General features: G+C 74.8%; 26 protein-coding genes and 1 pseudogene. 14 read left to right on the top strand and 13 right to left on the bottom strand.

Going from position 1 to position 26,424, the window contains the following annotated elements:
- Nucleotides 1-68 precede the first annotated feature (68 nt).
- Complete coding sequence (locus G7075_RS11535; RefSeq protein ID WP_240917564.1) at nt 69-617, bottom strand: MOSC domain-containing protein; 549 nt, start codon at nt 615-617, stop codon at nt 69-71.
- A gap of 60 nt (nt 618-677) precedes the next feature.
- Between G7075_RS11535 and G7075_RS11530 the strand changes: the two genes are divergently transcribed.
- The 7 genes from G7075_RS11530 to G7075_RS11500 all read left to right on the top strand — a co-directional run bounded on the left by G7075_RS11530 (nt 678) and on the right by G7075_RS11500 (nt 8,200).
- On the top strand, nt 678-1,448 hold the full coding sequence (locus tag G7075_RS11530) for an SURF1 family protein (protein WP_166121932.1): 771 nt from the start codon (nt 678-680) through the stop codon (nt 1,446-1,448).
- Entirely contained in the window at nt 1,435-1,812 is a 378-nt protein-coding gene (locus G7075_RS11525) for a DUF3817 domain-containing protein (protein ID WP_371814056.1), read from the top strand. The genes G7075_RS11530 and G7075_RS11525 overlap by 14 nt, the downstream gene beginning before the upstream one ends.
- Before the next feature lie 88 nt (nt 1,813-1,900).
- Nucleotides 1,901-3,475 (top strand): glutamine-hydrolyzing GMP synthase, encoded by a 1,575-nt coding sequence (gene guaA / locus G7075_RS11520; RefSeq protein ID WP_205860726.1) that lies wholly within the window; start codon nt 1,901-1,903, stop codon nt 3,473-3,475.
- A gap of 371 nt (nt 3,476-3,846) precedes the next feature.
- Entirely contained in the window at nt 3,847-4,773 is a 927-nt protein-coding gene (locus tag G7075_RS11515) for an alpha/beta hydrolase (RefSeq protein ID WP_166121926.1), read from the top strand.
- Nucleotides 4,774-4,831: 58 nt separating this feature from the next.
- Nucleotides 4,832-6,130 carry a Mur ligase family protein gene (locus tag G7075_RS11510; RefSeq protein WP_166121924.1) on the top strand — a complete coding sequence of 433 codons (1,299 nt, stop codon included), beginning with the start codon at nt 4,832-4,834 and terminating at the stop codon, nt 6,128-6,130.
- A complete protein-coding gene (locus tag G7075_RS11505; RefSeq protein WP_166121922.1) occupies nt 6,127-6,888 on the top strand; it encodes a type 1 glutamine amidotransferase in 762 nt (253 codons plus the stop codon). Before G7075_RS11510 ends, G7075_RS11505 begins: the two co-directional genes overlap by 4 nt.
- A gap of 43 nt (nt 6,889-6,931) precedes the next feature.
- Nucleotides 6,932-8,200 (top strand): M18 family aminopeptidase, encoded by a 1,269-nt coding sequence (locus G7075_RS11500; protein ID WP_166121921.1) that lies wholly within the window; start codon nt 6,932-6,934, stop codon nt 8,198-8,200.
- Between the two features lie 36 nt (nt 8,201-8,236).
- Here G7075_RS11500 and G7075_RS11495 read toward each other — a convergent pair whose 3' ends face one another.
- Both G7075_RS11495 and G7075_RS11490 read right to left on the bottom strand, forming a co-directional pair.
- A complete protein-coding gene (locus G7075_RS11495; RefSeq protein WP_240917563.1) occupies nt 8,237-9,310 on the bottom strand; it encodes a lysylphosphatidylglycerol synthase transmembrane domain-containing protein in 1,074 nt (357 codons plus the stop codon).
- The gene (locus G7075_RS11490; protein WP_166121919.1) at nt 9,307-10,155 is read right to left on the bottom strand and encodes a PIG-L deacetylase family protein; all 849 of its coding nucleotides are present in this window, start codon (nt 10,153-10,155) and stop codon (nt 9,307-9,309) included. The genes G7075_RS11495 and G7075_RS11490 overlap by 4 nt, the downstream gene beginning before the upstream one ends.
- Nucleotides 10,156-10,191: 36 nt before the next feature.
- Here G7075_RS11490 and G7075_RS11485 point away from each other — a divergent pair, with 36 nt between their 5' ends.
- Both G7075_RS11485 and G7075_RS11480 read left to right on the top strand, forming a co-directional pair.
- Nucleotides 10,192-11,322 (top strand): glycosyltransferase family 4 protein, encoded by a 1,131-nt coding sequence (locus G7075_RS11485; RefSeq protein WP_240917562.1) that lies wholly within the window; start codon nt 10,192-10,194, stop codon nt 11,320-11,322.
- A 324-nt stretch (nt 11,323-11,646) separates the two neighbouring features.
- Nucleotides 11,647-12,003, top strand: a complete 357-nt coding sequence (locus G7075_RS11480) for an NUDIX hydrolase (RefSeq protein ID WP_166124352.1) — start codon at nt 11,647-11,649, stop codon at nt 12,001-12,003.
- Between the two features lie 18 nt (nt 12,004-12,021).
- Here G7075_RS11480 and G7075_RS11475 read toward each other — a convergent pair whose 3' ends face one another.
- The gene (locus G7075_RS11475) at nt 12,022-12,396 is read right to left on the bottom strand and encodes a hypothetical protein (protein ID WP_166121915.1); all 375 of its coding nucleotides are present in this window, start codon (nt 12,394-12,396) and stop codon (nt 12,022-12,024) included.
- Nucleotides 12,397-12,398: 2 nt separating this feature from the next.
- Nucleotides 12,399-13,793, bottom strand: a complete 1,395-nt coding sequence (locus G7075_RS11470) for a PspC domain-containing protein (RefSeq protein ID WP_166121913.1) — start codon at nt 13,791-13,793, stop codon at nt 12,399-12,401.
- Between the two features lie 280 nt (nt 13,794-14,073).
- Between G7075_RS11470 and G7075_RS11465 the strand changes: the two genes are divergently transcribed.
- Genes G7075_RS11465 through G7075_RS11455 form a run of 3 tightly spaced genes read left to right on the top strand, consistent with a single transcriptional unit; the run spans nt 14,074 to nt 16,259 of the window.
- Nucleotides 14,074-15,168, top strand: a complete 1,095-nt coding sequence (locus G7075_RS11465; RefSeq protein ID WP_371814055.1) for an ATP-binding protein — start codon at nt 14,074-14,076, stop codon at nt 15,166-15,168.
- Nucleotides 15,165-15,878: a response regulator transcription factor gene (locus G7075_RS11460; protein WP_166121911.1), complete on the top strand. Its 714-nt coding sequence runs from the start codon at nt 15,165-15,167 to the stop codon at nt 15,876-15,878. The genes G7075_RS11465 and G7075_RS11460 overlap by 4 nt, the downstream gene beginning before the upstream one ends.
- 24 nt (nt 15,879-15,902) lie before the next feature.
- Nucleotides 15,903-16,259 carry a hypothetical protein gene (locus G7075_RS11455; protein WP_166121909.1) on the top strand — a complete coding sequence of 119 codons (357 nt, stop codon included), beginning with the start codon at nt 15,903-15,905 and terminating at the stop codon, nt 16,257-16,259.
- Nucleotides 16,260-16,282: 23 nt separating this feature from the next.
- Here G7075_RS11455 and G7075_RS11450 read toward each other — a convergent pair whose 3' ends face one another.
- From G7075_RS11450 to G7075_RS11440, 3 genes are read right to left on the bottom strand one after another with little or no spacing between them, the layout of a single operon-like run.
- Nucleotides 16,283-17,266, bottom strand: a complete 984-nt coding sequence (locus tag G7075_RS11450; RefSeq protein WP_166121907.1) for a quinone oxidoreductase — start codon at nt 17,264-17,266, stop codon at nt 16,283-16,285.
- 20 nt (nt 17,267-17,286) lie between these two features.
- Nucleotides 17,287-17,862, bottom strand: a complete 576-nt coding sequence (locus G7075_RS11445) for a GNAT family N-acetyltransferase (RefSeq protein ID WP_166121905.1) — start codon at nt 17,860-17,862, stop codon at nt 17,287-17,289.
- 40 nt (nt 17,863-17,902) lie between these two features.
- Nucleotides 17,903-18,736 carry a uracil-DNA glycosylase gene (locus G7075_RS11440; protein ID WP_166121903.1) on the bottom strand — a complete coding sequence of 278 codons (834 nt, stop codon included), beginning with the start codon at nt 18,734-18,736 and terminating at the stop codon, nt 17,903-17,905.
- Nucleotides 18,737-18,803: 67 nt separating this feature from the next.
- Between G7075_RS11440 and G7075_RS11435 the strand changes: the two genes are divergently transcribed.
- Nucleotides 18,804-19,739, top strand: coding sequence for an FAD-dependent oxidoreductase (locus tag G7075_RS11435; protein WP_205860484.1), 936 nt, complete (start codon nt 18,804-18,806; stop codon nt 19,737-19,739).
- A 20-nt stretch (nt 19,740-19,759) separates the two neighbouring features.
- On the opposite strand, the gene arfB is transcribed toward G7075_RS11435, so the two are convergent.
- From arfB to G7075_RS11420, 3 genes and pseudogenes are all read right to left on the bottom strand, one after another.
- Nucleotides 19,760-20,203: an alternative ribosome rescue aminoacyl-tRNA hydrolase ArfB gene (gene arfB, locus G7075_RS11430; protein WP_166124351.1), complete on the bottom strand. Its 444-nt coding sequence runs from the start codon at nt 20,201-20,203 to the stop codon at nt 19,760-19,762.
- Nucleotides 20,200-21,188, bottom strand: a pseudogene (ligD, locus tag G7075_RS11425) (non-homologous end-joining DNA ligase). The gene arfB and the pseudogene ligD overlap by 4 nt, the downstream one beginning before the upstream one ends.
- A 38-nt stretch (nt 21,189-21,226) precedes the next feature.
- Complete coding sequence (locus tag G7075_RS11420) at nt 21,227-21,379, bottom strand: hypothetical protein (RefSeq protein WP_166121899.1); 153 nt, start codon at nt 21,377-21,379, stop codon at nt 21,227-21,229.
- Between the two features lie 455 nt (nt 21,380-21,834).
- On the opposite strand from G7075_RS11420, the gene pcrA reads away from it, so the two are divergent.
- Complete coding sequence (pcrA, locus tag G7075_RS11415; protein ID WP_166121897.1) at nt 21,835-24,279, top strand: DNA helicase PcrA; 2,445 nt, start codon at nt 21,835-21,837, stop codon at nt 24,277-24,279.
- A gap of 82 nt (nt 24,280-24,361) precedes the next feature.
- Here the strand turns inward: pcrA and G7075_RS11410 are convergent, their stop codons facing one another.
- A complete protein-coding gene (locus G7075_RS11410; RefSeq protein WP_166121895.1) occupies nt 24,362-24,940 on the bottom strand; it encodes a M23 family metallopeptidase in 579 nt (192 codons plus the stop codon).
- A gap of 422 nt (nt 24,941-25,362) precedes the next feature.
- Nucleotides 25,363-26,118 carry a triacylglycerol lipase gene (locus tag G7075_RS11405; protein WP_240917560.1) on the bottom strand — a complete coding sequence of 252 codons (756 nt, stop codon included), beginning with the start codon at nt 26,116-26,118 and terminating at the stop codon, nt 25,363-25,365.
- Between the last annotated feature and the right edge of the window lie 306 nt (nt 26,119-26,424).

The raw sequence follows: 26,424 nt of genomic DNA, 5'->3' as shown, positions 1-26,424 counted from the left end.
CTCAAGCGCACCAGAACTCATCGGGTTTCGCACCCGCAGAACCGTTTTCGGACCGGACGCCGCCCACCTCAGGGCAGCCGACGGTGCGGGGGAGCGGCGGCAGCGGACCGCGAGGCGGCCGCCCGCCGCGCGGCCTCCTGCGGGTCGACCGGCAGCTCCTCGTAGCGGTCGCCGACCGCGATGCGCCCACCCTCGACCACGCGGAACACCGTCCCGGCCCGGTCGTGGAGGGCAGCCGCCACCCCCGGCCCGATCTCGTCGTCGAGGATGCGGCACGGCGCGGCCACCCGGACGACCTCGAGCAGCACCTCGCCCACCCGCGCCCGCGCCCCGGGCGTCGACACCACCCGTCCGTGCGACACGGTGAGGTTGCGGCGCGTCCCCGCCGGCGGCACGTCGGCCCCGAGTCGCTCGGCCGCCTCGGCGAGCTGCTCGGCCGACTGCACCGTCACGTGCCGGTGACGCGTCCCGTGGTAGCGGTCACCGACCAGCCCCACGCCCGCCTCGGCCACCACCGAGTCGACGGCGCGCATCGTCAGCCGACGGCCGGGCGCGACGTGGATCGCGGTGACGACGGGCGGGTCGGCGGTGGACCGGTCGTCGGCGGGCTGGGGCACCGGGCCATCCTCCCCGACGGACGGGCGGGCGCCCCAGCCCGGTCCCGTACCCTCGAGGACGTGCTCCGGACCGCCCTCACCCCGCGGTTCCTCGGGCTGCTCGGGCTCGTCCTCGTCGTCGGCGCCGTCTTCGTCCAGCTCGGTCGGTGGCAGCTCGGGGTGGCCGAGGGGACGGCCCACCAGGACGCCGTCGACGCGGCGCGCGCGGCGGCCCCGGTCGCCCTGACGTCGGTGCTGGCGCCGCACACCTCCTTCCCCGGCGAGCTGTCGTCGCGGCCGGTCACCGTCACCGGGCGCTACACCGACGGCCAGCTCCTCGTGCCCGACCGTCGGCTCGACGGGCGCGCCGGGTCGTGGGTGGTCACGCCGTTCGTCGTCGACGGCACCGGTGCCACGCTGCCCGTGCTGCGGGGCTTCGTCACCGACCCGGGGGAGGCCGGCACGCCGCCGACGGGCACGCTCGCCCTGGCGGGAGGGCTGGCGCCGCCGGAGTCGCCGGTGACCTCGCCCGTCGGCCCCGGGGAGATCGGGTCGGTCGACACCTCGGTGCTCGCCAACACCTGGCCGGGTGACCTCTACAACGCCTTCCTCTTCCTGCGCACCGAGACCCCGCAGGCCGGGGCCGACGCCGGGACCCCGCTGACGAAGGTGCCCACCCCGCTCGCGCCGACCGGCCTCAGCTGGCGCAACGCCGCCTACGCCGTGCAGTGGTGGGTGTTCGCCGCGTTCGGTCTCTGGCTGTGGTGGCGGATGGTCCGCGAGGAGGCGCACCGGGGCGGTGCGCCGGCCCTCGTAGCGGCGGGCGACAATGGGTCGCGTGAGCACACCTGACACCCGGCCCGCCACGACGATCGCGCCCGAGGACGTCGACGCCGTCCGGCCCCGGCTGAGGTTCTTCGAGGTGATGGCCTTCGTCGTCGGTGTCGGGCTGCTCGTCCTCGTCGTCGAGATGGTCCTGTCGTACGTCTTCCAGATGAAAGGCGACGACAACCCGCTGCACTGGTGGCCGCAGCCGCACGGGTTCATCTACATGGGGTACCTGCTGGCGACCGCGCTGCTCGGCTTCAAGGTCGGCTGGTCGCTGCCGCGGATGGTGCTCGTCATGCTCGCCGGCTGCGTGCCGTTCCTCTCCTTCTGGGTCGAGCGCCGCGTGGCCCGGGAGGTCGCGGACGGACTGGCCGCCGCGCGCCGATAGCCTTGGCCGCGTGAGCGACGCCCCCGAGCTGCCCGCCGACCCCTCGCCCGTCGACCCGAGCCACGCCGTCGTCGAGGGCGCTGACCCCATCCACCTCGCCGACCGCCCCGTGCTGGTCGTCGACTTCGGCGCGCAGTACGCCCAGCTGATCGCCCGGCGCGTGCGCGAGGCCAACTGCTTCAGCGAGGTCGTGCCCTCGTCGATGAGCGCCGAGGACATGCTGGCCAAGGACCCCGCGGCCATCGTCCTGTCCGGCGGCCCGTCGTCGGTGTACGAGGAGGGCGCCCCGCGCCTCGACCCCGCGCTGCTGCAGGCCGGCGTCCCGGTGTTCGGCATGTGCTACGGCTTCCAGGCGATGGCCCTGGCGCTCGGCGGCGTCGTCGAGAAGACCGGGCTGTCGGAGTTCGGGGCCACGCCGGCCACCGTCCTCGACACGTCGTCGACGCTCTTCAACGGCCAACCCGCCGAGCAGTCGGTGTGGATGAGCCACGGCGACTCGGTGGCCGAGGCGCCGGCCGGGATGCGCGTCACGGCGACGACCTCGGGGGCGCCGGTCGCCGGGTTCGAGGACGACGAGCGCCACCTGTACGGCGTGCAGTGGCACCCCGAGGTGATGCACTCGACCTTCGGGCAGCGGGTGCTCGAGAACTTCCTCGTCAAGGGCGCCGGGCTGTCGGGGGAGTGGACGGCGGCGAACGTCGTCGAGGAGCTCGTCGGGGCCGTGCGCGAGCAGATCGGCGACAAGCGCGTCATCTGCGGGCTGTCCGGCGGGGTCGACTCGTCGGTGGCCGCGGCGCTCGTCCAGCGGGCCGTCGGCGACCAGCTGACCTGCGTCTTCGTCGACCACGGCCTGCTGCGGGCCGGTGAGGCCGAGCAGGTGCAGCAGGACTTCGTCGCGGCGACCGGGGTCGACCTCGTCACCGTCGACGCCGCCGACCGCTTCCTCGCCGCGCTGGCCGGCGTCAGCGACCCCGAGGAGAAGCGCAAGGCCATCGGGCGCGAGTTCATCCGGGTCTTCGAGCAGGCGGCGCGCGACGTCGTCGGGTCGCACGCCGGGGACGACGACCACCCGGTCGAGTTCCTCGTGCAGGGCACGCTCTACCCGGACGTCGTCGAGTCCGGCGGCGGGACCGGGACGGCGAACATCAAGTCGCACCACAACGTTGGCGGGCTGCCCGACGACCTGCAGTTCACGCTCGTCGAGCCGCTGCGGCTGCTGTTCAAGGACGAGGTGCGCCAGGTCGGGCTCGAGCTCGGGGTGCCCGAGGGCATCGTCTGGCGCCAGCCGTTCCCGGGGCCGGGCCTCGGCATCCGCATCGTCGGCGAGGTGACGCACGAGCGGCTCGAGGTGCTGCGCGCCGCCGACCTGATCGCCCGCGAGGAGCTGTCGACGGCCGGGCTGGACCGGGAGATCTGGCAGTGCCCGGTCGTGCTGCTCGCCGACGTGCGCTCGGTCGGGGTCCAGGGCGACGGGCGCACCTACGGGCACCCCATCGTGCTGCGGCCGGTGTCGTCCGAGGACGCGATGACGGCCGACTGGACCCGCCTGCCCTACGACGTGCTCGCGAAGATCTCGACCCGCATCACCAACGAGGTGCGCGAGGTCAACCGGGTCGTGCTCGACGTCACGAGCAAGCCGCCGGGCACCATCGAGTGGGAATGACCGTCGCTGCCTGAGCCCTGGTGCGCCTGGGGTCGGAGGTTGGCCGGGGCGACCGCCCCACGGGTAGGTGGGTGCTTGCGAGATCCAGTCGCTCGGGAGGGATCCCGGTCGCGAGGGAGGGATCCCGGTCGCTCGGGGAGGGATACCGGTCTTTGGAGGAGGGATACCAGTCGCGGCGACTGGACTTCTGGACCACACCATCTCCTCCTGGCCGGCCGCGTGACCGACCGGCTCGACCCGGCTCGCCACCGCAGCCCACCCACCGAGCCGCCCCGCCTCCCGAGACGGGGTCCGGTCCCGGCCACCGGACGCGTCCCGGTCTGGCAGGCTGGGCCGGTACCCGCCGGTAACCCACCTCCGAGGACGGACCCATGGACAGCTCGACGACGAGCGTCACCGCCACCGACGGCACCGCCGTCTTCACCCACCGCTGGCTGCCGGAGGGCGCCCCGAAGGCGGTGGTCGTCATCGCCCACGGGATGGCCGAGCACTCCGCCCGCTACGCCCGCCTCGCCGAGGCCCTCACGACCGCCGGCTACGCCGTGTACGCGCCCGACCACCGGGGCCACGGCCGCACCGCCTCGGCCGCCGACCACGGCTACTTCGCCGACTCCGGCGGATGGGACACCGTCGTCGCCGACCTGCGCGCCGTCACCACGCACGCCCGGTCCGAGCACCCCGGCCTGCCCGTGTTCCTCCTCGGCCACAGCATGGGGTCCTTCCTCTCCCGCGCCTACGTCATCGAGGACTCCCGCGACCTCGCCGGCCTCGTCCTGTCGGGCACCGCCGGCGACCCCGGCCCCCTCGGCAAGGTCGGCGCCGGCATCGCCGCCGCCGAGGCCCGGCTGCGCGGCCGCCGGCACACCAGCACGCTCCTCGACAAGCTGACGTTCGGCCAGTACAACGCGGCCTTCAAGCCCAACCGCACCGACTTCGACTGGCTCTCGCGCGACGACGCCGAGGTCGACGCCTACGTCGCGGACCCGTTGTGCGGCAACACCTTCACGTCCGGGTTCTTCAAGGACCTGCTCGGCGGGCTGGCCGTCATCAACGACGCCAAGCGGGTGGCCGGCGTGCGCCGCGACCTCCCCGTGCTCCTCGTCTCGGGCGACAAGGACCCGGTGGGCGACGGCGGCAAGGGCCCGCGCGCGGTCGCGCAGCAGTACCGCGACGCCGGGGTCGCCGACGTCACCATCACCCTGTACCCCGACGCCCGGCACGAGCTCTTCAACGAGACCAACCGCGACGAGGTCACCGCCGACGTCGTGCGCTGGCTCGACGCCCACCTTCCGTCCTGAGCCGGGCCGCGGCGGCCACGGATTCGGGGACCGCGCCCCGGCTGGCTAGGGTTGGCGGATGCTGAGAACGGCCGCCGCCGTCGTCGCGGGCAAGACCGCCCGGGTCCTCGCCCGCCGTCGGGGCGGTGGCTCGGCCTTTCCCGGCCTCGTCGCCGAGCGGATCGACCCGCGCATCCTCCGGCACGCCCTGTCCGACGTGCGCGGCGGCATCGTCGTCGTCAGCGGCACCAACGGCAAGACGACGACGACGAAGATGCTCGTCGCCCTGCTGCGGGCCCACGGGCGCAGCGTCTTCACCAACCCCACCGGCTCGAACTTCACCCGCGGCGTCCTCTCCGAGATGCTGCCGCAGCTGCCCCTGGGCGGCCGGCTGCGCAGCGACATGGCCGTCGTCGAGCTCGACGAGGCCCACGCGATGCGCTTCATCGCCGAGGTGCCGCCCACCCACTCGCTGCTGCTCAACGTGGCCCGCGACCAGCTCGACCGGTTCGCCGAGATCGACCACACCGCCGACCTGCTCGCCCGGCTCGGCGCCGCGAGCACCGAGGGCGTCGTCGCCAACTGCGACGACCCGTTCATCGCCCGCGCCGCCGACGCCGTCGACGTGCCGGTGCGCTGGTTCGGTCTCGACGCCTCGATCGCCGACCGGCTCCCCGAGCTCACCGAGCACGACGCCCGCTTCGACGACGGCCCGGCCCCCCGCGACCCCGGCCCCGGCGACGCCCGCCTCCGTCCGCGCGACGAGCGCACCTTCGACGTGGTCTTCGACGACGTCGTCGTCGGTCCGGTCACCCTGCAGCAGCGCGGCCTCGCGGCGATGATCAACGCCACCGCCGCCGTCACGACCGCCCGGCTGCTGCTCGGTGAGGCCTTCGACGCCGGCACCTGCGTCGAGGCCCTCGCCGCCGTCCGCCCCCCGTTCGGCCGCGGCGAGGTGGTCATGGTCGACGGCCAGCCGCTCGAGCTCGTCCTCGTCAAGAACCCCGCCGGCTTCGGCGTCGCGCTCTCGACGTACGGCAGCACCCCCGTCGCGACGATGGTCGCGATCAACGACAACGACGCCGACGGCCGCGACGTCTCCTGGCTCTACGACGTCAGCTTCGCCTCCCTGCGCGAGCGCGGTGTCGCCCTGACCAGCGGCGTGCGCGCCTACGACATGGCGCTGCGCCTGCACTACGACGACGTCCACACCGACCGGGTGGTCCCCGACCTCGACGAGGCGCTCGATACGTTCGTCGCCACCCACCACGACGAGCCCAAGCGCATCTTCTGCACGTACACCGCGATGATGGCCCTGCGCCGCACCCTGGCCGCCCGGCACGGGCTGGCGCACTTCGGAGAGGACGGCCCGGCATGAGCACCGAGCTGCTGGCGCCCGACGGCCCGAGCAAGGGCACCATCACCCTCGTCCACCTCTACCCGCGCGAGATGAGCATCTACGGCGACCGCGGCAACACCCACGCGCTCGCCAGCCGCATCCGCCGGCACGGGTACACGGCCGAGGTCGTGCTCCACGACCCCGGCACCCCGTTCCGCGACGACGCCCACCTCTTCATGGGCGGCGGCGGCCAGGACTCCGGGCAGGCCCGGGTCGAGGCCGACCTCGAGGCCATCGGCCCGACCCTGGCCTCGATGGCCGCCGACGGCGTCCCGATGCTCGTCATCTGCGGCATGTACCAGCTGTTCGGCAACTCCTTCCACACCGTCACCGGCCAGGTGCTGCCGGGCCTCGGCATCCTCGACGTCACGACGCGCGGCAACGACAAGCGGATGGTCGGGCCGGTCTGCGTCGACACCGAGTTCGGCAGCGTCGTCGGCTACGAGAACCACTCCGGCTCGACCGTCCTCGGCGCCGGCCAGCGACCCTTCGGCACCGTCCGGGCGGGCTACGGCAACAACGGCGAGGACGGCACCGAGGGCGCACGCACGCTCAACGTCATCGGCACCTACCTCCACGGGCCGCTGCTGCCGGCCAACCCGATGGTCTCGGACGCCCTCATCGCCGTCGCCGCCGAGCGCGCGACCGGCCGGCCGTTCGAGCCCGAGCCGATGAGCGACCCGCTCGCCGACGAGGCCCGCAGCCGCCAGGTGCGCCGGCTCGTCGGCACCCGCTGAGCCCGAGCGCCCGGCACGGGCAGCCGGCTGACAGGATGGCCGGATGAGCACCGCCGCCGCCCGCGACACCCTGGCCACCGCGTTCGCCGAGTACGTCACCGCGTCCCCGACGGCCTTCCACGCCGCCGCCGTGGCCCGCGACCGCCTCGTCGCCGAGGGGTTCACCGAGCTCGACGAGGCCGTCGCGTGGCCGGCCGACCCGGGCGCCTACGTCGTCGTGCGCGACGGCGCCGTCATCGCCTGGCGGGTGCCGACCGGAGCCGGTCCCACGACCCCCTTCCGCATCCTCGGGGCGCACACCGACAGCCCGACCTTCCGGCTCAAGCCGAACCCGGTGGTGCGCGAGCACGGCTGGGAGCGCCTCAACGTCGAGGTGTACGGCGGCCCGACGTTCCCGTCCTGGTTCGACCGCGACCTCGCCGTCGCCGGGCGCGTCGTCGACGCCGACGGCGGCGTCCGGCTGGTGCGCTCGGGTCCGGTGGCGCGCATCCCGCACGTGGCCATCCACCTCGACCGCGCGGTCAACGACGGCTTCGCCCCGGACGTCCAGCGCCACCTCTCGCCGGTCGTCGGGGCCGCCGACGGCCCCGACGCCGCGGACCCCTCGCACTGGCTGCGCGAGCTCGTCGGCGACGCCGTCGCGTGGGACCTGTACCTCGCCGACACCCAGGCGCCGGCGCGCATCGGGGCCCGCGAGGACCTGCTCGCCTCGTGGCGGATGGACAACCTCACGAGCGTCCACGCGGGGCTGCTCGGCCTGCTCGACACCCCGGCCGACGCCACCCACATCCCGGTCCTCGCCGCGTTCGACCACGAGGAGGTGGGCTCGGCGTCGGTGACCGGCGCGGGCGGGCCCTTCCTCGAGGACGTGCTCCGCCGCGTGCAGGAGGGGCTCGGCGCCTCCCGCTCGGAGGCGGCCCGGGCCTTCCGTGCGTCGTGGCTGCTCTCCAGCGACGCCGGCCACCTCGTGCACCCCGGGCACCCCGAGAAGCACGACCCGACGAACCGCCCCCGCCCCGGTGGCGGCCCGCTGCTCAAGGTCAACGCCCGCCAGCGCTACACGACCGAGGCCCGGGGCGAGGCGCTGTGGGCCGCGGCCTGCGAGCGCGCCGGTGTGCCGTTCCAGCACTACGTCAACCCGAACACCATCGCGGGCGGCTCGACGATCGGCCCGATCGCGGCGACCCGGCTCGGCATCCCCACCGTCGACATCGGCGTCGGGCTGCTCTCGATGCACTCGACCCGCGAGCTCGTGCACCTCGACGACCTCGCCGCGCTGCACGGAGCGGTCGCGGCCTTCCTCGCCGGCTGATCCCGAGCGGGCCCGGTCGGAGATCGGGGCGAGCCGTCAGGCCCGACCGGCGAAGACCGGCTCCTCGCCCTCGCGCGGCGGCTCGCTCTTGGCGCTGACCGACCACAGGAGCCACCCGAGCCCGCCGAGCGGCACCTCCATGAGGTGGGTGATGAGCGAGAAGAGGACGACGCCGGCGGTGGCCTCGGCGCTGCCGGCACCCCAGCCGACGAGGACGGTCGTCGTCGCGACCTCGGTGACCCCGACCCCGCCCGGCGTGATGCCGACCGCGGTGAGGAGCCTGCCGATGGCGTAGGCCGCGAAGAGCAGGTTGAGCGGCAGCATGACGCCGGTCTCGCGCATCACGAGGACGAAGAGGACGTAGTAGGCGCCGAAGAACCCGACCATGCCGAGCGTCATCGACCACCAGCGCCAGCGGACGACGTCGATGATCCGGCTGCGCAGGTCGCGCACGAGGTCCTCGACGCTCATCGTCGTCTCCGGGCGCCGACGGCGCACCATCGGCCCGATGAGCCGGTCGAGGACACCCCCGAGCCGCTGGGCGACCCGCTCGCTGGCCAGCATCCCGGTGATGACGCCGATGACCCCGAGCCCGGTGAGCGACCCCGCGATCGCCAGGTCGGTGAGGGCCTTGGGCAGCGTGACCCCGCCGACCATGAGCACGAGGATGGCCACGACCGGCAGGGCGATGCGGGCCAGGACGTTCCAGACGCCGGTGACGATGGCCGACGTCGAGGTGGCCCGGCGCGAGAAGCCCCACGAGCGGCACATCGCGTAGGTCGCCGCGAGCCCGACCGCGCCGCCACCGGGCAGCAGGTTGGACACCGAGGACCCGCAGAGGTTGATGATCAGGGCCTTGCCGTGGGTCAGCCCGCGCAGCGACCCGGTGAAGGTGAACGTGTAGCAGTACAGCCCGACGAGCATGAGGACCTGGAAGCCGACGACGTGCAGGGGCGGCACGCTGCGGATGACGTCCCAGATGTCGCCCCACGAGGTCTTCGCGAAGTGCGGGAGGCCCCACACGAGCAGCACGACGGCCAGGGCCAGGCCGAGCCCGAACTGCACCAGCTGGCGGGTGTGCGTCGGCACCTGCACGCCGGCCGCCCTCACGGCAGGCCCTCGAAGACGTCGGTGCTCACGGATCCCCCTGGTGCTCTCGTGGGGTCGCGGAACCACTCGCGACCGAACACCAGATCGTAGAGGGGTCGGGGGATGCGGAGGAACACCCCCAGGGTCCGGTCGCCGGTCTGGCCGCCCGCGCCGACCTCGGCGGCCCCGCCCCCGGTGGCCTGCGAGGCGTGCGCCCGCATCGAGGCGCGCTTGGCCCGCACGTGCTGGCGCACGTCGACCCGGTGGGTGATGTCGGCCCGCGCGGTGAAGGCCCGCTCGAAGCTCGTGGGGTCGAACTCGGCCGGGAACCGGTAGACCCGCGCGGCGAGCCGGATGGCCCGCACGATCGTGTCGCGGGGGACGGTGGCCTCGAGGACGCGGGGGGTGCCGGCGATCTCGGCGGCCCGTGCGGCCACCTCGTGCACACGCCGGTGGTCGCGGTGGCCGTACCCGCCGTTGGCGTCGTAGGACAGCAGGACGTCGGCCCGCTCGGTGCGCAGCACCGCGGCCAGCCGCTCGGCGGCCTCCTCGAGCGGGGCCCGGCAGAAGCGCACGACGCCCGGGGCGTCCGGCTCGGGCTCGGGTCCGGAGCCGCTGTCGGCGTACCCGAGCCACTCGACGCGGGCCACCCCGAGGGCCGCGGCCGAGCGCTCGGCCTCGGCGAGGCGGCGGGTGCCCAGGGCCCCGTCGCGGCGCAGGTCCTCGGCCGCCAGGCCGGCCCCGCCGTCGGTCGCGAGCACGAGGACGACGCGGTGCCCCTCGGCGGCGGCACGGGCCATCGTGCCCGCGGTGAGCAGGGCCTCGTCGTCGGGGTGGGCGTGGAACGCCACGAGCGTGCGGGACATCGTCGGCCATCCTCTCGCATGGCAGGGTGGACCCTCGTGAAGGTCGCCCTCCTGTCGGACTGCTACCCGCCCCGGCTCGGCGGGATCGAGCGGCAGGTGCACGACCTCGCCCACCGGCTCGCGGGTGACGGGCACGAGGTCGAGGTGTTCACGGCGACCACCGGACCGCACGGCGAACGGCACGGCGCGCGGACCGTCGAGGAGGACGGCGTCGTCGTGCACCGGATGGCCATCCCGCTGCCGAACGGGGTGCCCGTCAACCCCTTCGCGCCCCGCGAGGTGCGACGCCGGCTCGACGCCGGGGCCTTCGACGTGGCCCACGCGCACCTCGGAGTGGTCAGCCCGTTCGCCACCGACCTCGTCCGGACGTCCCTGTCCGCCGGCCTCCCCGTGGCCGCCACGTTCCACTGCGTCATCGACCGCTCGGCGCCCCTGTTCCGGGTCGCGGGACACCTCGGCCGCTGGGCGCGTCGCGGCGTGGCGCTCAGCGCGGTGTCGACGATGGCGGCCGGCCGCGTGCGGGCGGCGGCCGGCGACGTCGAGGTGGCCGTCCTCAACAACGGCATCGACGCCCGGTGGTGGGCGCCGGACGCCGACGCCCCGCCGCGCGACCCGGCCGACGGGGTCCACGTCGTCTCGGCCCTGCGGCTCGTCAACCGCAAGCGGCCGCTCGCGCTGCTCGGTGCCCTCCACGAGGCGCGCCGCCTCCTCGACCCCTCCGTGCCGCTGCGGGCGACCCTCGCCGGGGAGGGTCCGCAGCGCCGGGCCATGGAGGGCTACCTGCGAGCCCGGGGGATGGACTGGGTGTCGCTGCCCGGCCGGCTCGACCGCGAGGGCCTGCGCCGGATGCACCACTCCGGCGACCTCTACGCCTCGACCGCTCGGCTCGAGGCCTTCGGCATCGCCGCGCTCGAGGCCCGGGCCGCGGGGCTGCCGGTCGTCGCACCGCGCGGCACCGGGGTGGACGACGTCGTCACCGACGGGCTCGACGGCCTGCTCGCCGACTCCGACGCCGGCGTCGCGCAGGCCCTCGCCCGGCTGGCCGCCGACCCCGGGCTGCGCGAGCGGATGCGGACCCACCTGCGCGCGGACCCGCCGCGCCAGGACTGGGCGAGCACCATCGCGGCCACCGTCGCCGAGTACCGCCGGGCGGGGGCGCCGGGGTGATCGTCGTCCGGGGTGAGCGGGCCGGCGCCACCGTCGTCGAGTTCCCGCTGGAGCACGGCGAGGACCCGGTGGTCGGGCTCTCCGTGCGCGGATGGAGCGGGCGCAGCACCGGGGTGGAGGGGGTGCTCGGCCGGCTCGTGCTGCGCTTCGAGGTCGTGGCCGTCACGCCGCTGCGCGGGCGCCCCGGCCCGCACGGACCGGGGCTCGACACCGAGGAGGCGGCCGGCGTCCGGCCCCACCAGCGCGTCGCGGCCTACGCCGTCGTCGTGGCCGACGAGCGGCTGCTGCTGACCCAGCTCGCCCCCGCACCGGGGCGGCGGGCCGCTGGAACCTGCCGGGGGCGGCCTGGAGCCGGGCGAGACGGCCGCCGGGGCGGTGGTCCGCGAGGTGCTCGAGGAGACCGGCCAGCACGTCGACGACGTCGAGTTCGTCGACGTCATGACCCAGCACTGGGTCGGCCGGTCCGAGCGCGGACCCGAGGACTACCACGCCGTCCGGCTCGTGCACACGGCCCGCTGCGCGCAGCCGACCCGCCCCGTCGTCCATGACGTGGGCGGGTCGACGTCCGACGCGCGGTGGGTCCCCCTCGAGGACCTCGACCGGGTGCCCGTCGTGGCGAGCATCCCGGCGGCGCTGCGCGTCGCGGGTGTGCCGGTGCCGGGGACCTGGCCGCAGTCCTGACGCGGGGGGCGCCCGGCGTCAGTCCTGGCTGCGGCTGCTGCGCAGGCCGACGAGGCCGACGAGCAGCACGAGCGCGCCGCCGCCGACGATGGTCCACGGCCCGAGGTCGCTCCACGGGACCGAGACGTCGGTCAGCTCGGTGACGAGCACCGCGCCGGCGGTCAGCAGCCCGAGGATGCCGAGCAGCAGGGCGAAGGGTGCCGGACCCGACCGGTACCGGGGGCCGGTGGGCGCCGCGGGGGCGGTCGTGGCGGTCGGCGCCGCCGGAGTGGTGGCGGTCGGGACGGCCGTCGTCGTGGCGGTGGTGTCCGTCGCGTCGGGGGCGGTGTCCTCGTCGCGGTCCTCGAGGCCGAGGTCGGCGCTCAGGGGGCGGGTGCTGTCGTCGGTGGTCATGCTCAGCTCTCCTCGATGATGACGACGTCGCCGATGCCGATCTCGGCCGAGACGACGAGCACGGGGGTGCCGTCGCCGATGGTGACGTCCTGGGTGTAGTCGGTGCCGGAGCGGTCGTCGACCGTCGTCGTGCCACCGGTGGCGGTGCGCACCTCGTGGGAGACGTCGCCGACGCCGACCTGGTTCTCGACGCGGACGTCGAGGCCCTCGGGCACGACGACCCGCAGCTCGCCGGCGCCGAGGCTGACGTCGATGGTCGCCGGCGTGGCGCCTGCCTCGAGCGTCGCCAGCCCGGCCAGGTCGAGCTGGGCGTCCCCGACCCCGAGGTGGTAGGTCGCCGGCAGGCTGGTGGTGGTGGGCGTCCAGACGCGGTCACCCATGCCGTTGGTCGTGGGGATGTGCGAGACCAGCGTGGCGAAGACCGTGGTCAGCCCGAGGACGATGACGAGGAAGCCGCTGAACCCGGAGGCCCGCCCGGTGGCGCCGAGCCCGAGGACGACGGCCGAGGCGCCGGCGAGGGCCAGGGCCAGGCCGAGCACGACCGGCTCACCGGAGAAGCCCAGGGGGTCGGCGACGGCCACACCGAGCCCGACGAGGGCGATGACCAGCCCGAGGGTGACCAGTCCGACGAAGCCGCTGGGGCGACGCCGGCGCGGAGCCGGCGGGACGGGCGGGGGCTGCGGGGCGATCGGCCGCGGCGGGACGGGCGGTGTGGGGGTGCCGCCGTAGGGGCCGGGCTGGCCGTACTGACCCTGCGGGGGTACGGACCCGTACGGTGCGGTGGGCTGGCCGTACGGGGTCGGCGGGTGGCGGTAGCCGGCGGGCGGGGCGGTGGGCGCGGGGCCGGCGGACGCGGCGTAGGGGGTCGACGGAGCCGACATCGGGGTACCTCCGGGGGGTGGGGGCGGTGGGTAGGCGGTCTGGGCGGCCCACGGCGTGGGGCGCGGGGAGCGGCTGCGGGTGGCGAGCACCCAGACGACGAGTCCGACCGGGATGAGCAGCCAGAACGAGCCGCCCCAGGCGTCGCCTCCCGAGCCGATGGACACGAGGGCGCCGAGGACGACGACGCCGGCGAGCACCGCGAGGACGATGGCCCAGGCGTCACCGTGGCGCAGCGCGCGCTCGCCGAGGATCTCGCCGCCGCGGTCGGGCAGCAACAGCCAGAGCACGAGGTAGAGCGGCAGCCCGATGCCGCCGGCGATGGTCAGCGCGATGGCCGCGGCGCGGATGAGGAGCGGGTCGACGTCGAAGCGGGCCGCGATCCCGGCGCACACGCCGCCGAACCAGCGGCGGTCGGTGTCGCGGCGGATGCCGACGCGGCGGAGGCGTTCGAGGCCGTCGTCGAGGACGGTGGACCCGCCGGAGGGCGGGGTCTGGGAGGTGGAGGTGTCCGTCATGGCACTCACTCTCCCGCCGGGCGGCCCACGGCCGCCATGAGGGTCGACCCTGAGCACCCCCTGACCGGACCCCGGGAGGGGGCCGCATCGGCCCGTCCGTGCGTCAGGATGGAGTCGTGCCCACCCCCTACGAGCCCGCGGCGACCCGCGTGCGCACCGACTCCGGCCCCGCGCCGGAGCCGGTTCCCGCGCGTCCGGGCCTCATCCGCGACCGCTCGGGGGCTGGACCCCGGGGGTCTGCGACGCCGTCGCCCGCCACCTCGGCGTCTCCCGCCGGCTCGTGCGCGTGGCCTTCGTCGTTCTCGCGCTCTCGGGCGGCGCGGGCGTGGCCGCCTACCTGTTCCTCTGGGCGATGACGCCCGAGGGCCAGGTCGACGGCTCGGGTCCGCTGACGGCCACGACGTGGTCGGAGCGGCGGCGCTGGAGCGTCCTGCTGGCCGCGGGTGCCGTCCTCGTCATCGCGGGCATCGCGCTGCTCGTCCCCGGCGTCGGCGTCTCGGCGCGCGGGTCGGTGCTCATCCCGGTGTTCGTCATCGCGGTCGGTGCGGTCGTCGCGTGGTCCAACCTCGACCAGACGCAGCGTTCCCGCTGGCTCACCGGCGGCCGCGACGGCATGGGCTGGGTGCGCGTGGCCCTCGGCACCGTCCTGGCGATCGTCGGCATCCTCGTGCTCGTCACCCGCGGCAGCTCGGTGAGCGTCCTCTGGGACGCCGTGCTGGCGGCCTTCGCGGTACTGGCCGGGGCGCTGATCCTCGCCGCTCCGTGGGCCGTCCGGCTCTGGGGCGACCTGCGGCGCGAGCAGGTCGCCGCCGCGCGGGCCACCGAGCGCGCCGACATCGCCGCGCACCTGCACGACTCGGTGCTCCAGACCCTCGCCCTCATCCAGCGCCAGTCCGCCGACCCCGCCGCCGTCACCCGCCTGGCCCGGGCCCAGGAGCGCGAGCTGCGCACCTGGCTCTACGACGGGCCGCAGGGCTCGCAGTCCTCGCTCGCGGCGGCCGTCACCGAGGTCGCCCACGAGGTCGAGGACCTGCACGGCGTCCCCGTCGACCTCGTCGTGACCGGCGACCGGCCCTTCGAGCAGCACGGCGCCGCCCTCTCCCGGGCCATGCGCGAGGCGCTGCTCAACGCCGTCCGCCACGGCAGCCCGCCCGTCACCGCCTACGTCGAGATCGGCCCCGGTGGCGTCGAGGCGTTCGTCCGCGACCGCGGCGCGGGCTTCGACATCGACACCGTGCCCGAGGACCGCCTCGGTGTGCGCCAGTCCGTCCTCGGCCGGATGCAGCGCCACGGAGGCTCGGCCCGCATCCGGCAGCGTGAGGACGGCACCGAGGTCGAGCTGCGCCTCCCGCCCATCGAAGGAGAAGAGTCATGACCAGCCAGAGCACCCCGGCCACCCCGGCCCCCATCCGGGTCGTCCTCGTCGACGACCACCGGATGTTCCGCACGGGGGTGCGCGCCGAGCTCACCGAGGCGATGGCCGGCGGGGGAGCGGTGTGCGAGTTCGTCGGTGAGGCCCCCGACGTCGACAGCGCCATCGCCGTCATCCGCAAGGAGACCCCCGACGTCGTGCTCCTCGACGTGCACCTTCCGGGCGGCTCCGGCAACGGCGGCGGCGACGTCATCCGCGGCTGCGTCGGGGTCGAGACGGCCACCGGCACTCCGGTGCGCTTCCTCGCGCTCTCGGTCTCGGACGCCGCCGAGGACGTCATCGCCGTCATCCGGGCCGGCGCGCGCGGGTACGTGACGAAGACGATCAACGCGCGCGACCTGGTCACCGCCATCCGACGGGTCTCCGACGGCGACGCGGTGTTCTCGCCCCGGCTGGCCGGCTTCGTGCTCGACGCCTTCGGGGCCGCGGCCGGCGAGATCGCCGAGGTCGACGAGGAGCTCGACCGGCTCTCGGCGCGCGAGCGCGAGGTGATGCGCCTCATCGCGCGCGGCTACCAGTACAAGGAGGTGGCCAAGGAGCTGTTCATCTCGGTGAAGACGGTCGAGACGCACGTGTCGTCGGTGCTGCGCAAGCTCCAGCTCTCCTCGCGCCACGAGCTCACGGCGTGGGCGATGGGGCGCCGGCTGGTCTGAGCGGGAGGGCCCTACGCTGTCGCCATGGAACTCCTGGTGAACGTGTTCATCGTCCTCCACCTGCTCGGCATGGCCGCGATCATCGGCAGCGCGCTCTTCCTCTCGCGCGGCGTCGTCACGCCGTACCTCCTGTGGGGTGCGCGGGCGCAGCTGGTCACCGGGCTCCTCCTCGTCGGGCTCGTGCAGGCCAACGACGAAGAGGTGAACAACACGAAGATCGCCGTCAAGCTGGTCGTCGCCATCGCGGTCGTCGCGTGCGCCGAGATCGCCGGCGCCGCCGAGCGCAAGGGGAAGGGCTCGCGCCCGCAGCTCGTCACCGCCGCCGGGGTGCTCGCCCTGCTCAACGTGCTCGTCGCCGTCCTCTGGACCACCGCCAGCTGAGGCCCCGTGACGGGCTGTCGGGGTCAGGGGATGAGCAGGAGCTTGCCCTGGGTGCGGCGGCCCTCGAGGTCGCGGTAGGCCTGCGCCGCGTCCGTGAGGGCGTAGCGGCCCCCGATGCCCACCTCGAGCGACCCGTCGGCGATGGCGGCGAAGACCTCCCGGGCCCGCCACTCCAGCTCCTCGCGGGTCGCCAGGTGGTGGCCCAGGCTCGGGCGGGTGAGGAAGAGCGAGCCGCCCGCGTTGAGCCGCTGGAGCTCCAGCGGCGGCACCTGGCCGCTCGCGGCACCGAAGAGCGCGAGCGTCCCGCGCGGACGCAGGCTGGCGAGCGAGGCGTCGAAGGTGTCCTTGCCGACCCCGTCGTAGGCGACGTCGACCCCGCGGCCCGCGGCCTCGCGCACGGCGGCGGCCGGGTCGTCGACGGCGCGGTAGTCGATGACGTGGTCGGCACCCAGGCGGGTCGCGGTGGCGCACTTCTCGGGGCCACCGGCGGTCGCGACGACGATCCCGCCGCGCGCCCGGCACATCTGCACGAGCAGCTGCCCCACGCCGCCGGCCGCCGCGTGCACCAGCGCGACGGTGCCCTCGCCGACCGGGAAGGTGCTCGTCACGAGGTAGTGCGCCGTGAGGCCCTGGAGCATCACGGCCGCGGCGACGTCGAGGTCGACCCCGTCGGGGACGCGGACCGCGGAGGCCGCCGGCTGCACCGAGTACGCCGCTGCACTGCCCAGCGCCTGCGGCCAGGCGACCCGGTCGCCCACGGCGAAGCCGTCGACCTGCGGGCCCACCGCGAGCACCGTGCCGGCGCCCTCGTTGCCGGGGACGTAGGGCGTCGGAGTCGGGTAGACGCCCTCGCGCTGGTAGACGTCGATGAAGTTGACGCCCGCCGCGGCGACCTCGACGAGCAGCTCGCCGGGTCCGGGGTCACCGGCCGGGCGGTCCTCGACCGCGAGGACGTCCGGGCCACCGGAGGCGGTGACGACGAGGGCTGGTCCGTGCAGGTCGCTCATCCGGCCACCCTAGGACGCGCTCAGGCGCCGGCGGGCACCCAGTAGCGCCGCTTGCCCTGCCGGACGTCCTCGAGGACACCGCCGTTGCCCTCGATGACCCGCGCCGAGCCCTCGTTGTCGGTGTCACAGGTGACGAGCACGGGGTCGATGCCGAGCGCCCCGGCCTCGGGCAGCGCCAGCCGGAGCGCCTCCGTCGCGACCCCACGGCGCCTCGCCGACGGGCGCACCGAGTAGCCGATGTGGCCGCCCACCTCGAGGAGGAAGGGCGTCAGCCGGTGCCGGATCGACAGTGACCCCAGATAGGTGTCGGGGTCCGCGTCGTCGACGACCCAGAAGAACGTGCACGGCACGTGACCGGTGATGCGGGGGGCGTCCTCGCGGGCCTGGTCGCGCCGGCGGGCGGCGAAGCGCTCGAAGCCGTCGGCGGTCTCGAGCTCCTCGCGCGTGAACGCGACGCCCGCGAAGCCGCCGTCGTCGGGCTCCTCGACCCACACGCCGTCACCGTCGCGGTGGCCCTCGCCGATCGCGACGAACTCGTCGTGGGCGGCGAGGTAGGACCGCTGCATCCGGGCGTCGGGCGTGGCGAGGACGATCATCCGCCGACGGTAGCCACCCGGACGGCTGCGGGCCAACGGGTTACGCGCGCAGGCCGAGCAGCACCTCGTCGAGCATGGCCGGGGTCAGCCGTCCGGTGAAGGTGTTGTGCGGGCTCACGTGGTAGCTGCCGACGAGCCGGACCGAGCGCCCGCTCGGCGTCGTCAGGGCCACCTCGGCCGCGTGGGCGAACCTCGGCTTCGGGCGGGGGACGTCCCACCCGAGGGCCCGGGTGGCCGCCAGCGCGGCGTCCCAGCCGATGGAGCCGAGGCAGAGGACGGCCCGCAGCCGGGGCTCGGCCAGCTCGAGGTCGCGCTCGAGCCAGGCCGAGCAGGTGGCCCGCTCGTCCGGCGTCGGCTTGTTGGCCGGGGGCGCGCACCGCACCGCGGCGACGATGCGCAGGCCGGTGAGCGCCTGGCCGTCCCCGGCGGCCACGGAGGTCGGTTGCGCCGCGAACCCGGTGCGGTGCAGGGCGGCCCAGAGGAAGTCGCCCGAGGAGTCGCCGGTGAACATCCGGCCGGTGCGGTTGGTGCCGTTGGCCGCCGGGGCCAGGCCGACGAGCAGGGCCTCCGCGTCCGGGTCGCCGAACGAGGGCCCGGGGCGACCCCAGTAGGGCTGGTCCGCGAAGGAGGCGCGGCGTCCGGTGCGGGCGACGTCCTCGCGCCAGCGGACGAGACGGGGACAGGCCCGGCACACCGAGATCCGGGCCTGGAGCTCGGCGACGTCGGACGAGCCGGCCGCGAGCCGGCGGACCCGGGCCGGGGTCGTGGCCACCGGGGTCTCGGCGGTGGCGGGGTCGCCTGGCCAGCCGGCCCCGGGCGGTGCGGGGGAGGGGAGGAGCTCGCCGGTGACCGGGTGCGGGTCGCGGCGCTCCATGGAGCCGACCCTACGGCGTCCGGCGTGGCGCGGGCCGGTGCGACGCCGGGGTCGCGACGATGGTGCCGTGGCGCGCGTGACGGTGGTCGGTGGCGGGGTGGTCGGCCTGACGTCGGCGCTGGGCCTCGCGGAGGCCGGTCACGACGTCCACTGCGTGCGCGACGTGCCGGCCGCCGGCACGGTGTCGGCCGTCGCCGGGGGCCTCTGGTTCCCGTACCACGTCGAGCCGCGCGACCGGGTGGTCGCCTGGGGCCTCGTCGCCCTCGAGCGCTTCACCGGCCTCGTCGCGGACCCCACCGCCGGGGTCGCCCTGCGCGAGGGCCTGCTCGTCGAGCGCCACGGCCCCGACCGCTGGTGGACCGAGGGCGTGCGCACCTGGCGCGAGGCGACCGCCGACGAGCTCCCCGACGGCGCGACGTCGGGGGTCGTCGCACGCCTGCCCCTCGTCGCGATGCCCGTGCACCTCGACTGGCTCGAGAAGCGGTGCGTCGCAGCCGGTGTCGAGCTGGAGACCGGCCGGGTCGACGACCTCGACGAGCTCGAGGACGACGTCGTCGTGCTCTGTGCGGGCCTGCGCGCCGCCGAGCTGCTGCCCGGCGTCGACGTCACGCCCTCCCGCGGTCAGGTCGCCCTGCTCGCCAACCCCGGGATCGACCGCTGGCTGGTCGACGACGACTTCGCCGGGGGGATGACCTACGTGCTGCCGCACCCCGGCTGGGTCGTCTGCGGGGGCACCGACGTGCCGGACGCCTCGGACGAGCCCGACCCCGCCGTCCACGCCGCCATCGTCGAGCGCTGCCGGGCGGCGGTGCCGGCCCTGCGCGAAGCCGAGGTCCTCGGCTCGCGCGTCGGCCTACGCCCGGTGGCCGCCGCCGTCGACCTGCGGGTGCACGAGCGGCACGGGCGTCCGGTCGTGACCAACGTCGGGCACGGCGGCGCCGGGGTCACCCTCTCGTGGGGCTGCGCCGCCGAGGTCGTCCGGCTCGTCGACGCGCTCGCCTGAGGGCTCGTCGGCGTCGGTCCTCAGGCCTCCGGGCCCGGCCGTCCGCGGGCCGCCTTGGTGTCGGCGCGACGGCGCTTGGCGTCGAGCCGCCGCTCGACTGACCCCCGGGTCGGTCGCGTCGCCCGCCGGGCAGGCGGCGGCGGGGCCAGCGCCTCGCGCAGGAGGGCGGCCAGCCGCTCGCGCGCCGCGACCCGGTTGCGCCGCTGCTGTCGGTGCTCCGAGGCGGCCACCACGAGGCGTCCGTCGACGAGGCGCGTCGCGAGGGCCGCCTCGAGCCGCCGGCGCTGGGCCGCGGTGAGCGGGAGGACGGCGACGTCGAGCTCGAGCTCCACCCGGCTGTCGGCCGTGTTGACGCCCTGCCCGCCGGGGCCGGAGGAGCGCGAGAAACGCTCGACGAGGTCGGAGGCGGGAACGGTGAGGCCCTGCGGCACACCGGGTCCGGCCGGGACGACGAGGTCCATCAGGGCTTCCCGGTGTCGTCCTCGGGCTCCGGCGGGGACTCCGCGCCCTCGGCCTCGTCGCGCGCGGCCCACTCGAGCAGGGGGCTGATGTCGAAGACGGCGTCGTCGATGCCGGCGTGTAGGTCGCCAAGGCGGGCGTAGCGCTCGGGCATCGTCGCGATGGTGAAGTCGTCGGGCTCGGCGTCGTCGACCTCGTCCCAGGTGATGGGTGCCGACACCGTGCCGATGTCGTTGCCGCGCACCGAGTACGCCGCCGCGATGGTGTGGTCGCGGGCGTTCTGGTTGTAGTCGACGAACACGGCGGCGGGGTCGCGGTCCTTGCGCCACCACGTGGTCGTCACGTCGTCGGGAAGGCGGCGCTCGACCTCGCGGGCGAAGGCCAGGGCCGCGCGCCGGACGTCGCCGAAGCCGTGGTCGGGCGCGATCCGGACGTAGACGTGCAGCCCGTGGCCGCCGCTCGTCTTGGGCCAGCCGACGGCCCCCAGCTCGTCGAGGACCTCGTGGGCGGCGTGGGCGGCCTTCCGGACCCGTGAGAACGGCGCGTCCGGCATGGGGTCGAGGTCGATGCGCCACTCGTCGGGCTTCTCGGTGTCGGCGCGCCGACTGTTCCACGGGTGGAACTCGACGGTGCTCATCTGGCAGGCCCACGCGACGTCGGCCAGCCTGGTGACGCACAGCTCGTCGGCGTGCAGGCCGTACCGCGGGAAGTGCAGCCGGACGGTCTCGACCCACGGCGGTGCCCCGCGCGGAAGTCGCTTCTGGTGCACCTTGTTCCCGGCGACGCCGTCGGGGAAGCGGTGCAGCATGCACGGTCGCTCGCGCAGGGCGTTGACGATCCCGTCGCCGACCGACAGGTAGTACTGCACGAGGTCGAGCTTGGTCTCGCCGCGGGCGGGAAGTAGACGCGCTCGGGGCTGGAGACGCGCACGTCGAAGCCGCCGACGTCGAGGACGACCGGCTCCCCGAACTCACCCTTGCGCGAGGCCATGGACCCACCGTAGGGCTCCCCGCCGACGCCCGGGCGACTCAGGAGGTGGAGAGCGCCGCCGAGATGCCGACGACCAGGACCACCGCGACGAGCAGCCCGAGCAGGCTGAAGCGCTGCCAGGCGGTCGGGGCCGGCAGCTCGCCACCGCCGGCGGCCAGGGCCTGCTCCGGCGTGAGGTCGCGGTAGGCCACCGCGCCGTCCTCCTGGACCCGGGCCAGCGCGTACTTCGCCCCCAGGTCACGGTGAACACGAAGAAGAGGCTGAAGTAGCGGAAGCTGACGAGCAGCGCCTCCGCGGCGTTGACCTGCCGGCTGCGGGACTTGCGTCCCCACCCCCAGATGAGCATGTGGTTCCCCTCGCGACGGGGCCCGCGCGTCGGCGGGCCGGGCCCGCTGGTGCGCGGGCCGGGCGCGACGCTAGCACCGGGGTCGCGCCCGCCGGGCCGGATCGGGCCGGGGAGCGCTCCCCGCACCGCGCCCGCCAAGGCCTTGGACAAACCCTAGACACGTGGGCCGCGTCGGTCCTATTCTCGGCTGAGGCCCTCCGATGGGGTCGGCGCCCACCCCCTGCACCGGTCGCCGACCCCCGGAGGGCCACTCACGGCCGTGGGGTGGCGTCGGCGCCGGCACGTAGGGTGGACCCCGAGATGAGCACCCTCTTCGACGGCCTCGACTTCGGTACCGGCCGGCCGCCCCACGTCGACCCCGCCACCCACACGAGCGCCCAGGCCGCGCTCGTCAACGCGGCGGGCGTGCCGACGTGGGCGGAGGCGGCCGCCGAGGGGCGCGGACCCGAGGGCGGCCCCGGTGCCCGCCCGGCGCTCGACGCCGCGGCCCTCCTCGAGGGGCTCAACCCCCAGCAGCGCGAGGCCGTGCTCCACGAGGGCCCGCCGCTGCTCATCGTCGCCGGCGCCGGGTCGGGCAAGACGCGGGTGCTCACCGTCCGCATCGCCCACCTGCTCGCCGACCGCGGGGTCCAGCCCGGGCAGGTCCTGGCCATCACCTTCACCAACAAGGCCGCCGCCGAGATGCGCGAGCGGGTCACCGAGCTCGTGGGCCCGCGCGCCAAGGCGATGTGGGTGATGACCTTCCACAGCGCCTGCGTGCGCATCCTGCGCCGCGAGGCCGACAAGGTGGGGCTGCGCTCGCAGTTCTCCATCTACGACGCCGCCGACAGCCAGCGGCTCATGGCGATGGTCCTGCGCGACATGGACCTCGACCCCAAGCGCTACAACCCCCGCGCCTTCGGCCACCAGGTCTCCAACCTCAAGAACGAGCTCGTCGACGAGGAGACCTTCGCCCGCCGCATCAGCGAGGAGGGCACGCACCAGGAGCAGGTGCTCAGCGAGGCCTACACCGAGTACCAGCGCCGGCTGCGGCAGGCCAACGCCATGGACTTCGACGACCTCATCATGACGACGGTCCACATGTTCCAGGCCTTCCCCGACGTCGCCGAGCACTACCGCCGCCGCTTCCGGCACGTGATGGTCGACGAGTACCAGGACACCAACCACGCCCAGTACCAGCTGGTCAAGGAGCTCGTGGGGTCCGACGACACGCGGACCGAGCACGGGGTCGAGCCGAGCGAGCTCGTCGTCGTCGGTGACGCCGACCAGTCGATCTACGCCTTCCGGGGCGCGACGATCCGCAACATCGAGGAGTTCGAGGAGGACTACCCGCAGGCGCGCACCATCCTCCTCGAGCAGAACTACCGCTCGACCCAGACCATCCTGCGGGCGGCCAACGCGGTCATCGCCCGCAACGAGGGCCGGCGCCCCAAGAACCTCTGGACCGACTCCGGCGACGGCTCGCGGATCATCGGCTACGTCGCCGACAACGAGCACGACGAGGCGTCGTTCGTCGCGCGCTCCATCGACCGGCTCGGCGACGACCACGGGGTGCGCCCCGGCGACGTCGCGGTGTTCTACCGCACCAACGCCCAGAGCCGGGCCCTGGAGGAGGTGTTCGTGCGGGTCGGGTTGCCCTACAAGGTGGTCGGCGGCACCCGGTTCTACGAGCGCCGCGAGGTCAAGGACGCCCTGGCCTACCTGCGGGTGCTCTCCAACCCCACCGACACCGTCAACCTCCGGCGCATCCTCAACGTCCCCAAGCGGGGCATCGGCGACCGTGCCGAGGCCTGCGTCGTCGCGCTCGCCGACCGCGAGCGCATCCCGTTCGTCGCCGCACTGGGCCGCGCCGAGGACGCCCCGGGCATCGCCACCCGCTCGGTCGCCGCCATCGCCGGGTTCACCGCCATCCTCGAGAACCTCGGGAAGGTGCGGGACGACGAGGAGGCCGGCGTCTCCGACCTGCTCGAGGCGATCCTCGACCGCAGCGGCTACCTCGCCGAGCTGCGCGACAGCCGCGACCCCCAGGACGAGACCCGCGTCGAGAACCTCGCCGAGCTCGTCGCCGTGGCCCGCGAGTTCGACGACGCCCGGCGCGAGACCGGCGAGGTCATCGCCCTCGAGGACTTCCTCGAGCAGGTCTCGCTCGTCGCCGACGCCGACGAGATCCCCGACACCGAGGAGGCCGAGCAGGCCGGTGTCGTCACCCTCATGACGCTGCACACGGCCAAGGGGCTGGAGTTCCCCGTCGTCTTCCTCACCGGCATGGAGGACGGCACCTTCCCGCACCTGCGCAGCCTCGGCGACGCCAAGGAGCTCGAGGAGGAGCGGCGGCTGGCCTACGTCGGCATCACGCGCGCCCGCGAGCGCCTGCACATCTCGCGCGCGGCCGTCCGATCGGCCTGGGGTGCACCGCAGTACAACCCGCCGTCGCGCTTCCTCGACGAGATCCCGGCCGACCTCGTCGAGTGGGAGCGCGAGCTGTCCGGTGCCGCCGCCGTCGGCCGGCGCGACCAGCGCCCGGCCGTCGCCACGCTCGCGGCCCGACCCGGCGTGCGGTCACCCGGCAACCGCCCGATCATCCACCTCTCGCCCGGCGACCGCGTCACCCACGACACCTACGGCCTCGGCTCCGTCGTGCGCACGATGGGGGAGGGCGACAAGACCCAGGCCGAGGTCGACTTCGGCGGCGAGCTCGGGGTCAAGCGGTTCGTCCTGCGCTTCGCGCCCCTCGAGAAGCTCTAGGCGGTCCGGACGCACGAAGACCCCGGCGAAGGGCCGGGGTCGGGTCGTGGAGGGTCGTGCGGGTGGCGCCGGGGCGCCGGCTTCACCAGAGGCCGTGGTTCTTCAGCCAGGGCACGGGGTCGAGCGGGGTGTCGTGGGCGACTTCCTTCTGCACCTCGAAGTGCAGGTGCGACCCGAACGAGTGCCCCGTGTTGCCGACGAGGCCGACCTGGTCGCCCGGCATGACCGAGTCGCCGGTCTGGATGTCGATGCGGCTCATGTGGCCGTACCAGATGACGCTGCCGTCCCAGTACTGGATGGCCACCTTGTTGCCGAAGGAGTCCTCCCAGCCGGCCTTGATGACCGTGCCCTTGGACATCGCGTAGAGCGGGGTGCCGGTGGGGGCGGCGAGGTCGATGCCGTCGTGCGTCTTGCCCCAGCGCCAGCCGAACCCCGAGGAGATGTTCCAGATGTGGATCGGCCGGACCCACTTCTTGGCCCGCTTGGCGGCCTCGGCCTTGGCCTTGGCGTCGGCGACGGCCTTGCGCTTGGCGGCCCGGGCCGCGCGGTCCTGGGCCTCGACCCGGCCCTGGAGGGCGGCGGTCTGGATGGAGGCGGCCTGGCGACGCTCGGCGATCTCGGTGGCGGCCTGGTCGGCCGCGGCCTCCTGCGTGCGCGCCATCGCCGTCTGGGACCCGGTGAGGTCGAAGCTCTGGGGGCCGACTCCGCGACCGTGGCCCCGGTGGCCGTCACCACGAGCATGCCCGCAGCGGCCGTCGGGAGGACGAAGCCGGAGCTCAGGGCTCGGGGGAGACGCCTACGCTGCTGGACGGCGTGGCGTCCGGCGTAGTGGCGCCCGGTGTACTTCCGGGAACTCACGACGGGCTTGACCTCGGGATGGGTGGCAGGGGACCTGGCGGGGCCGTCACACCGTACCGTGACCATTCCGTGACACAAACTCCGTCCACAGGGAAGTTCGTCGTGTCGGGGCGGCTGTGGCGTTTACCCCCGGCCTGACCTGCGCAAACGCGATCGGACGTGGCCTGCGTCACCTGAAGTTTCTCTCAGGAAGATTCCACGGTGTGGATATCCGGGGGCCGTCGGTCACTCCCGACGCGACAACGGTGTCACCCCGCGGCGCACCGTGCTGCCGTCGGTGTCGAGCTGGGTGAGGGCCGCGGTGATGCCGTGGACCACCTCGCCGAGCATCGGCAGGGTGAGGTGGCCGGCGCCGTGGAGGCGGACCGTGCGGGCCGAGAGGTCGGGGTGGCGCAGCGACGCCGAGCGCTGCGGCACGACGGCGAGGTCGCTGTCGGACCAGTACGCGAGGAACCGGGTGCGGCAGCCGCGCACCGGCCGGGCCAGCTCGCGCATCAGCCCGCTGCCGGGCCGCATCTGGCGCATCAGCCGGGTGGGGACGGCGTACGCCGCCCAGGTCCCCTCGTGCGGCGTGCCGAGGGTGACGAGGGTGTGCACCCGGGAGTCGCCGCCGAGGCGGGTGACGTAGTAGCGCGCGATGAGCCCACCGAGGCTGTGGCCGATGACGTGGATGCGCTCGAACCCCGTCTGCTCGCACACCGCCTCGACCTCCTCGGCGAGGCGCAGGGCGGCGGTCCGCACGTCGGTGGCCACCGTGGAGTAGTTCATCGCGAAGACGTTGGAGAAGCCGCGACGGGTCAGGCCCCGGCGCAGGACGGTGAAGATCGAGCGGTTGCTGACGATGCCGTGCACCAGGAGGATCGGCGTGCCCGCGGCCTCGACGTCGGAGACGAGCATCCCCCGCTGCACGGGCGGCAGGTGCTCGAGCCGGTAGGCGGGCTCGCCGGCGCCCCGCCCCCGTGCACCAGCCCCAGCGGCCACGTCGCCACGTGCGCCCCGAGCCAGACGGCCTCGACCGCGGCACCCGCGAGCACCGCGGGGTCGGCGACCCCCCGGACCACCCGCGCGGCGAGGGCGGGCAGCGCCGACACCGGCCGCGGGAGGACGCCCGTCCCGGGCCGGAACCCGTGCGGCGGCTGCTGCGGTGCAGTGGTCATGGCGGGCTCACCGTAGCCGCGCGACGTCGCCTCCCGGAAGGTCCGGTCCGATGGTCAAGGTCACGTCGCGCCGCGGTAAAGAGTTCCGTCCGCCGGGTCAATTCTTCGCAAGAAGTCTTGTCCCGGGGTC

The organism is Phycicoccus sp. HDW14 (assembly GCF_011383005.1).
Classification (GTDB): Bacteria; Actinomycetota; Actinomycetes; order Actinomycetales; family Dermatophilaceae; genus Phycicoccus.
The sequence above is the reverse complement of the archived record's forward strand: the minus strand, read 5'-3'. Positions and strand labels throughout refer to the sequence as shown.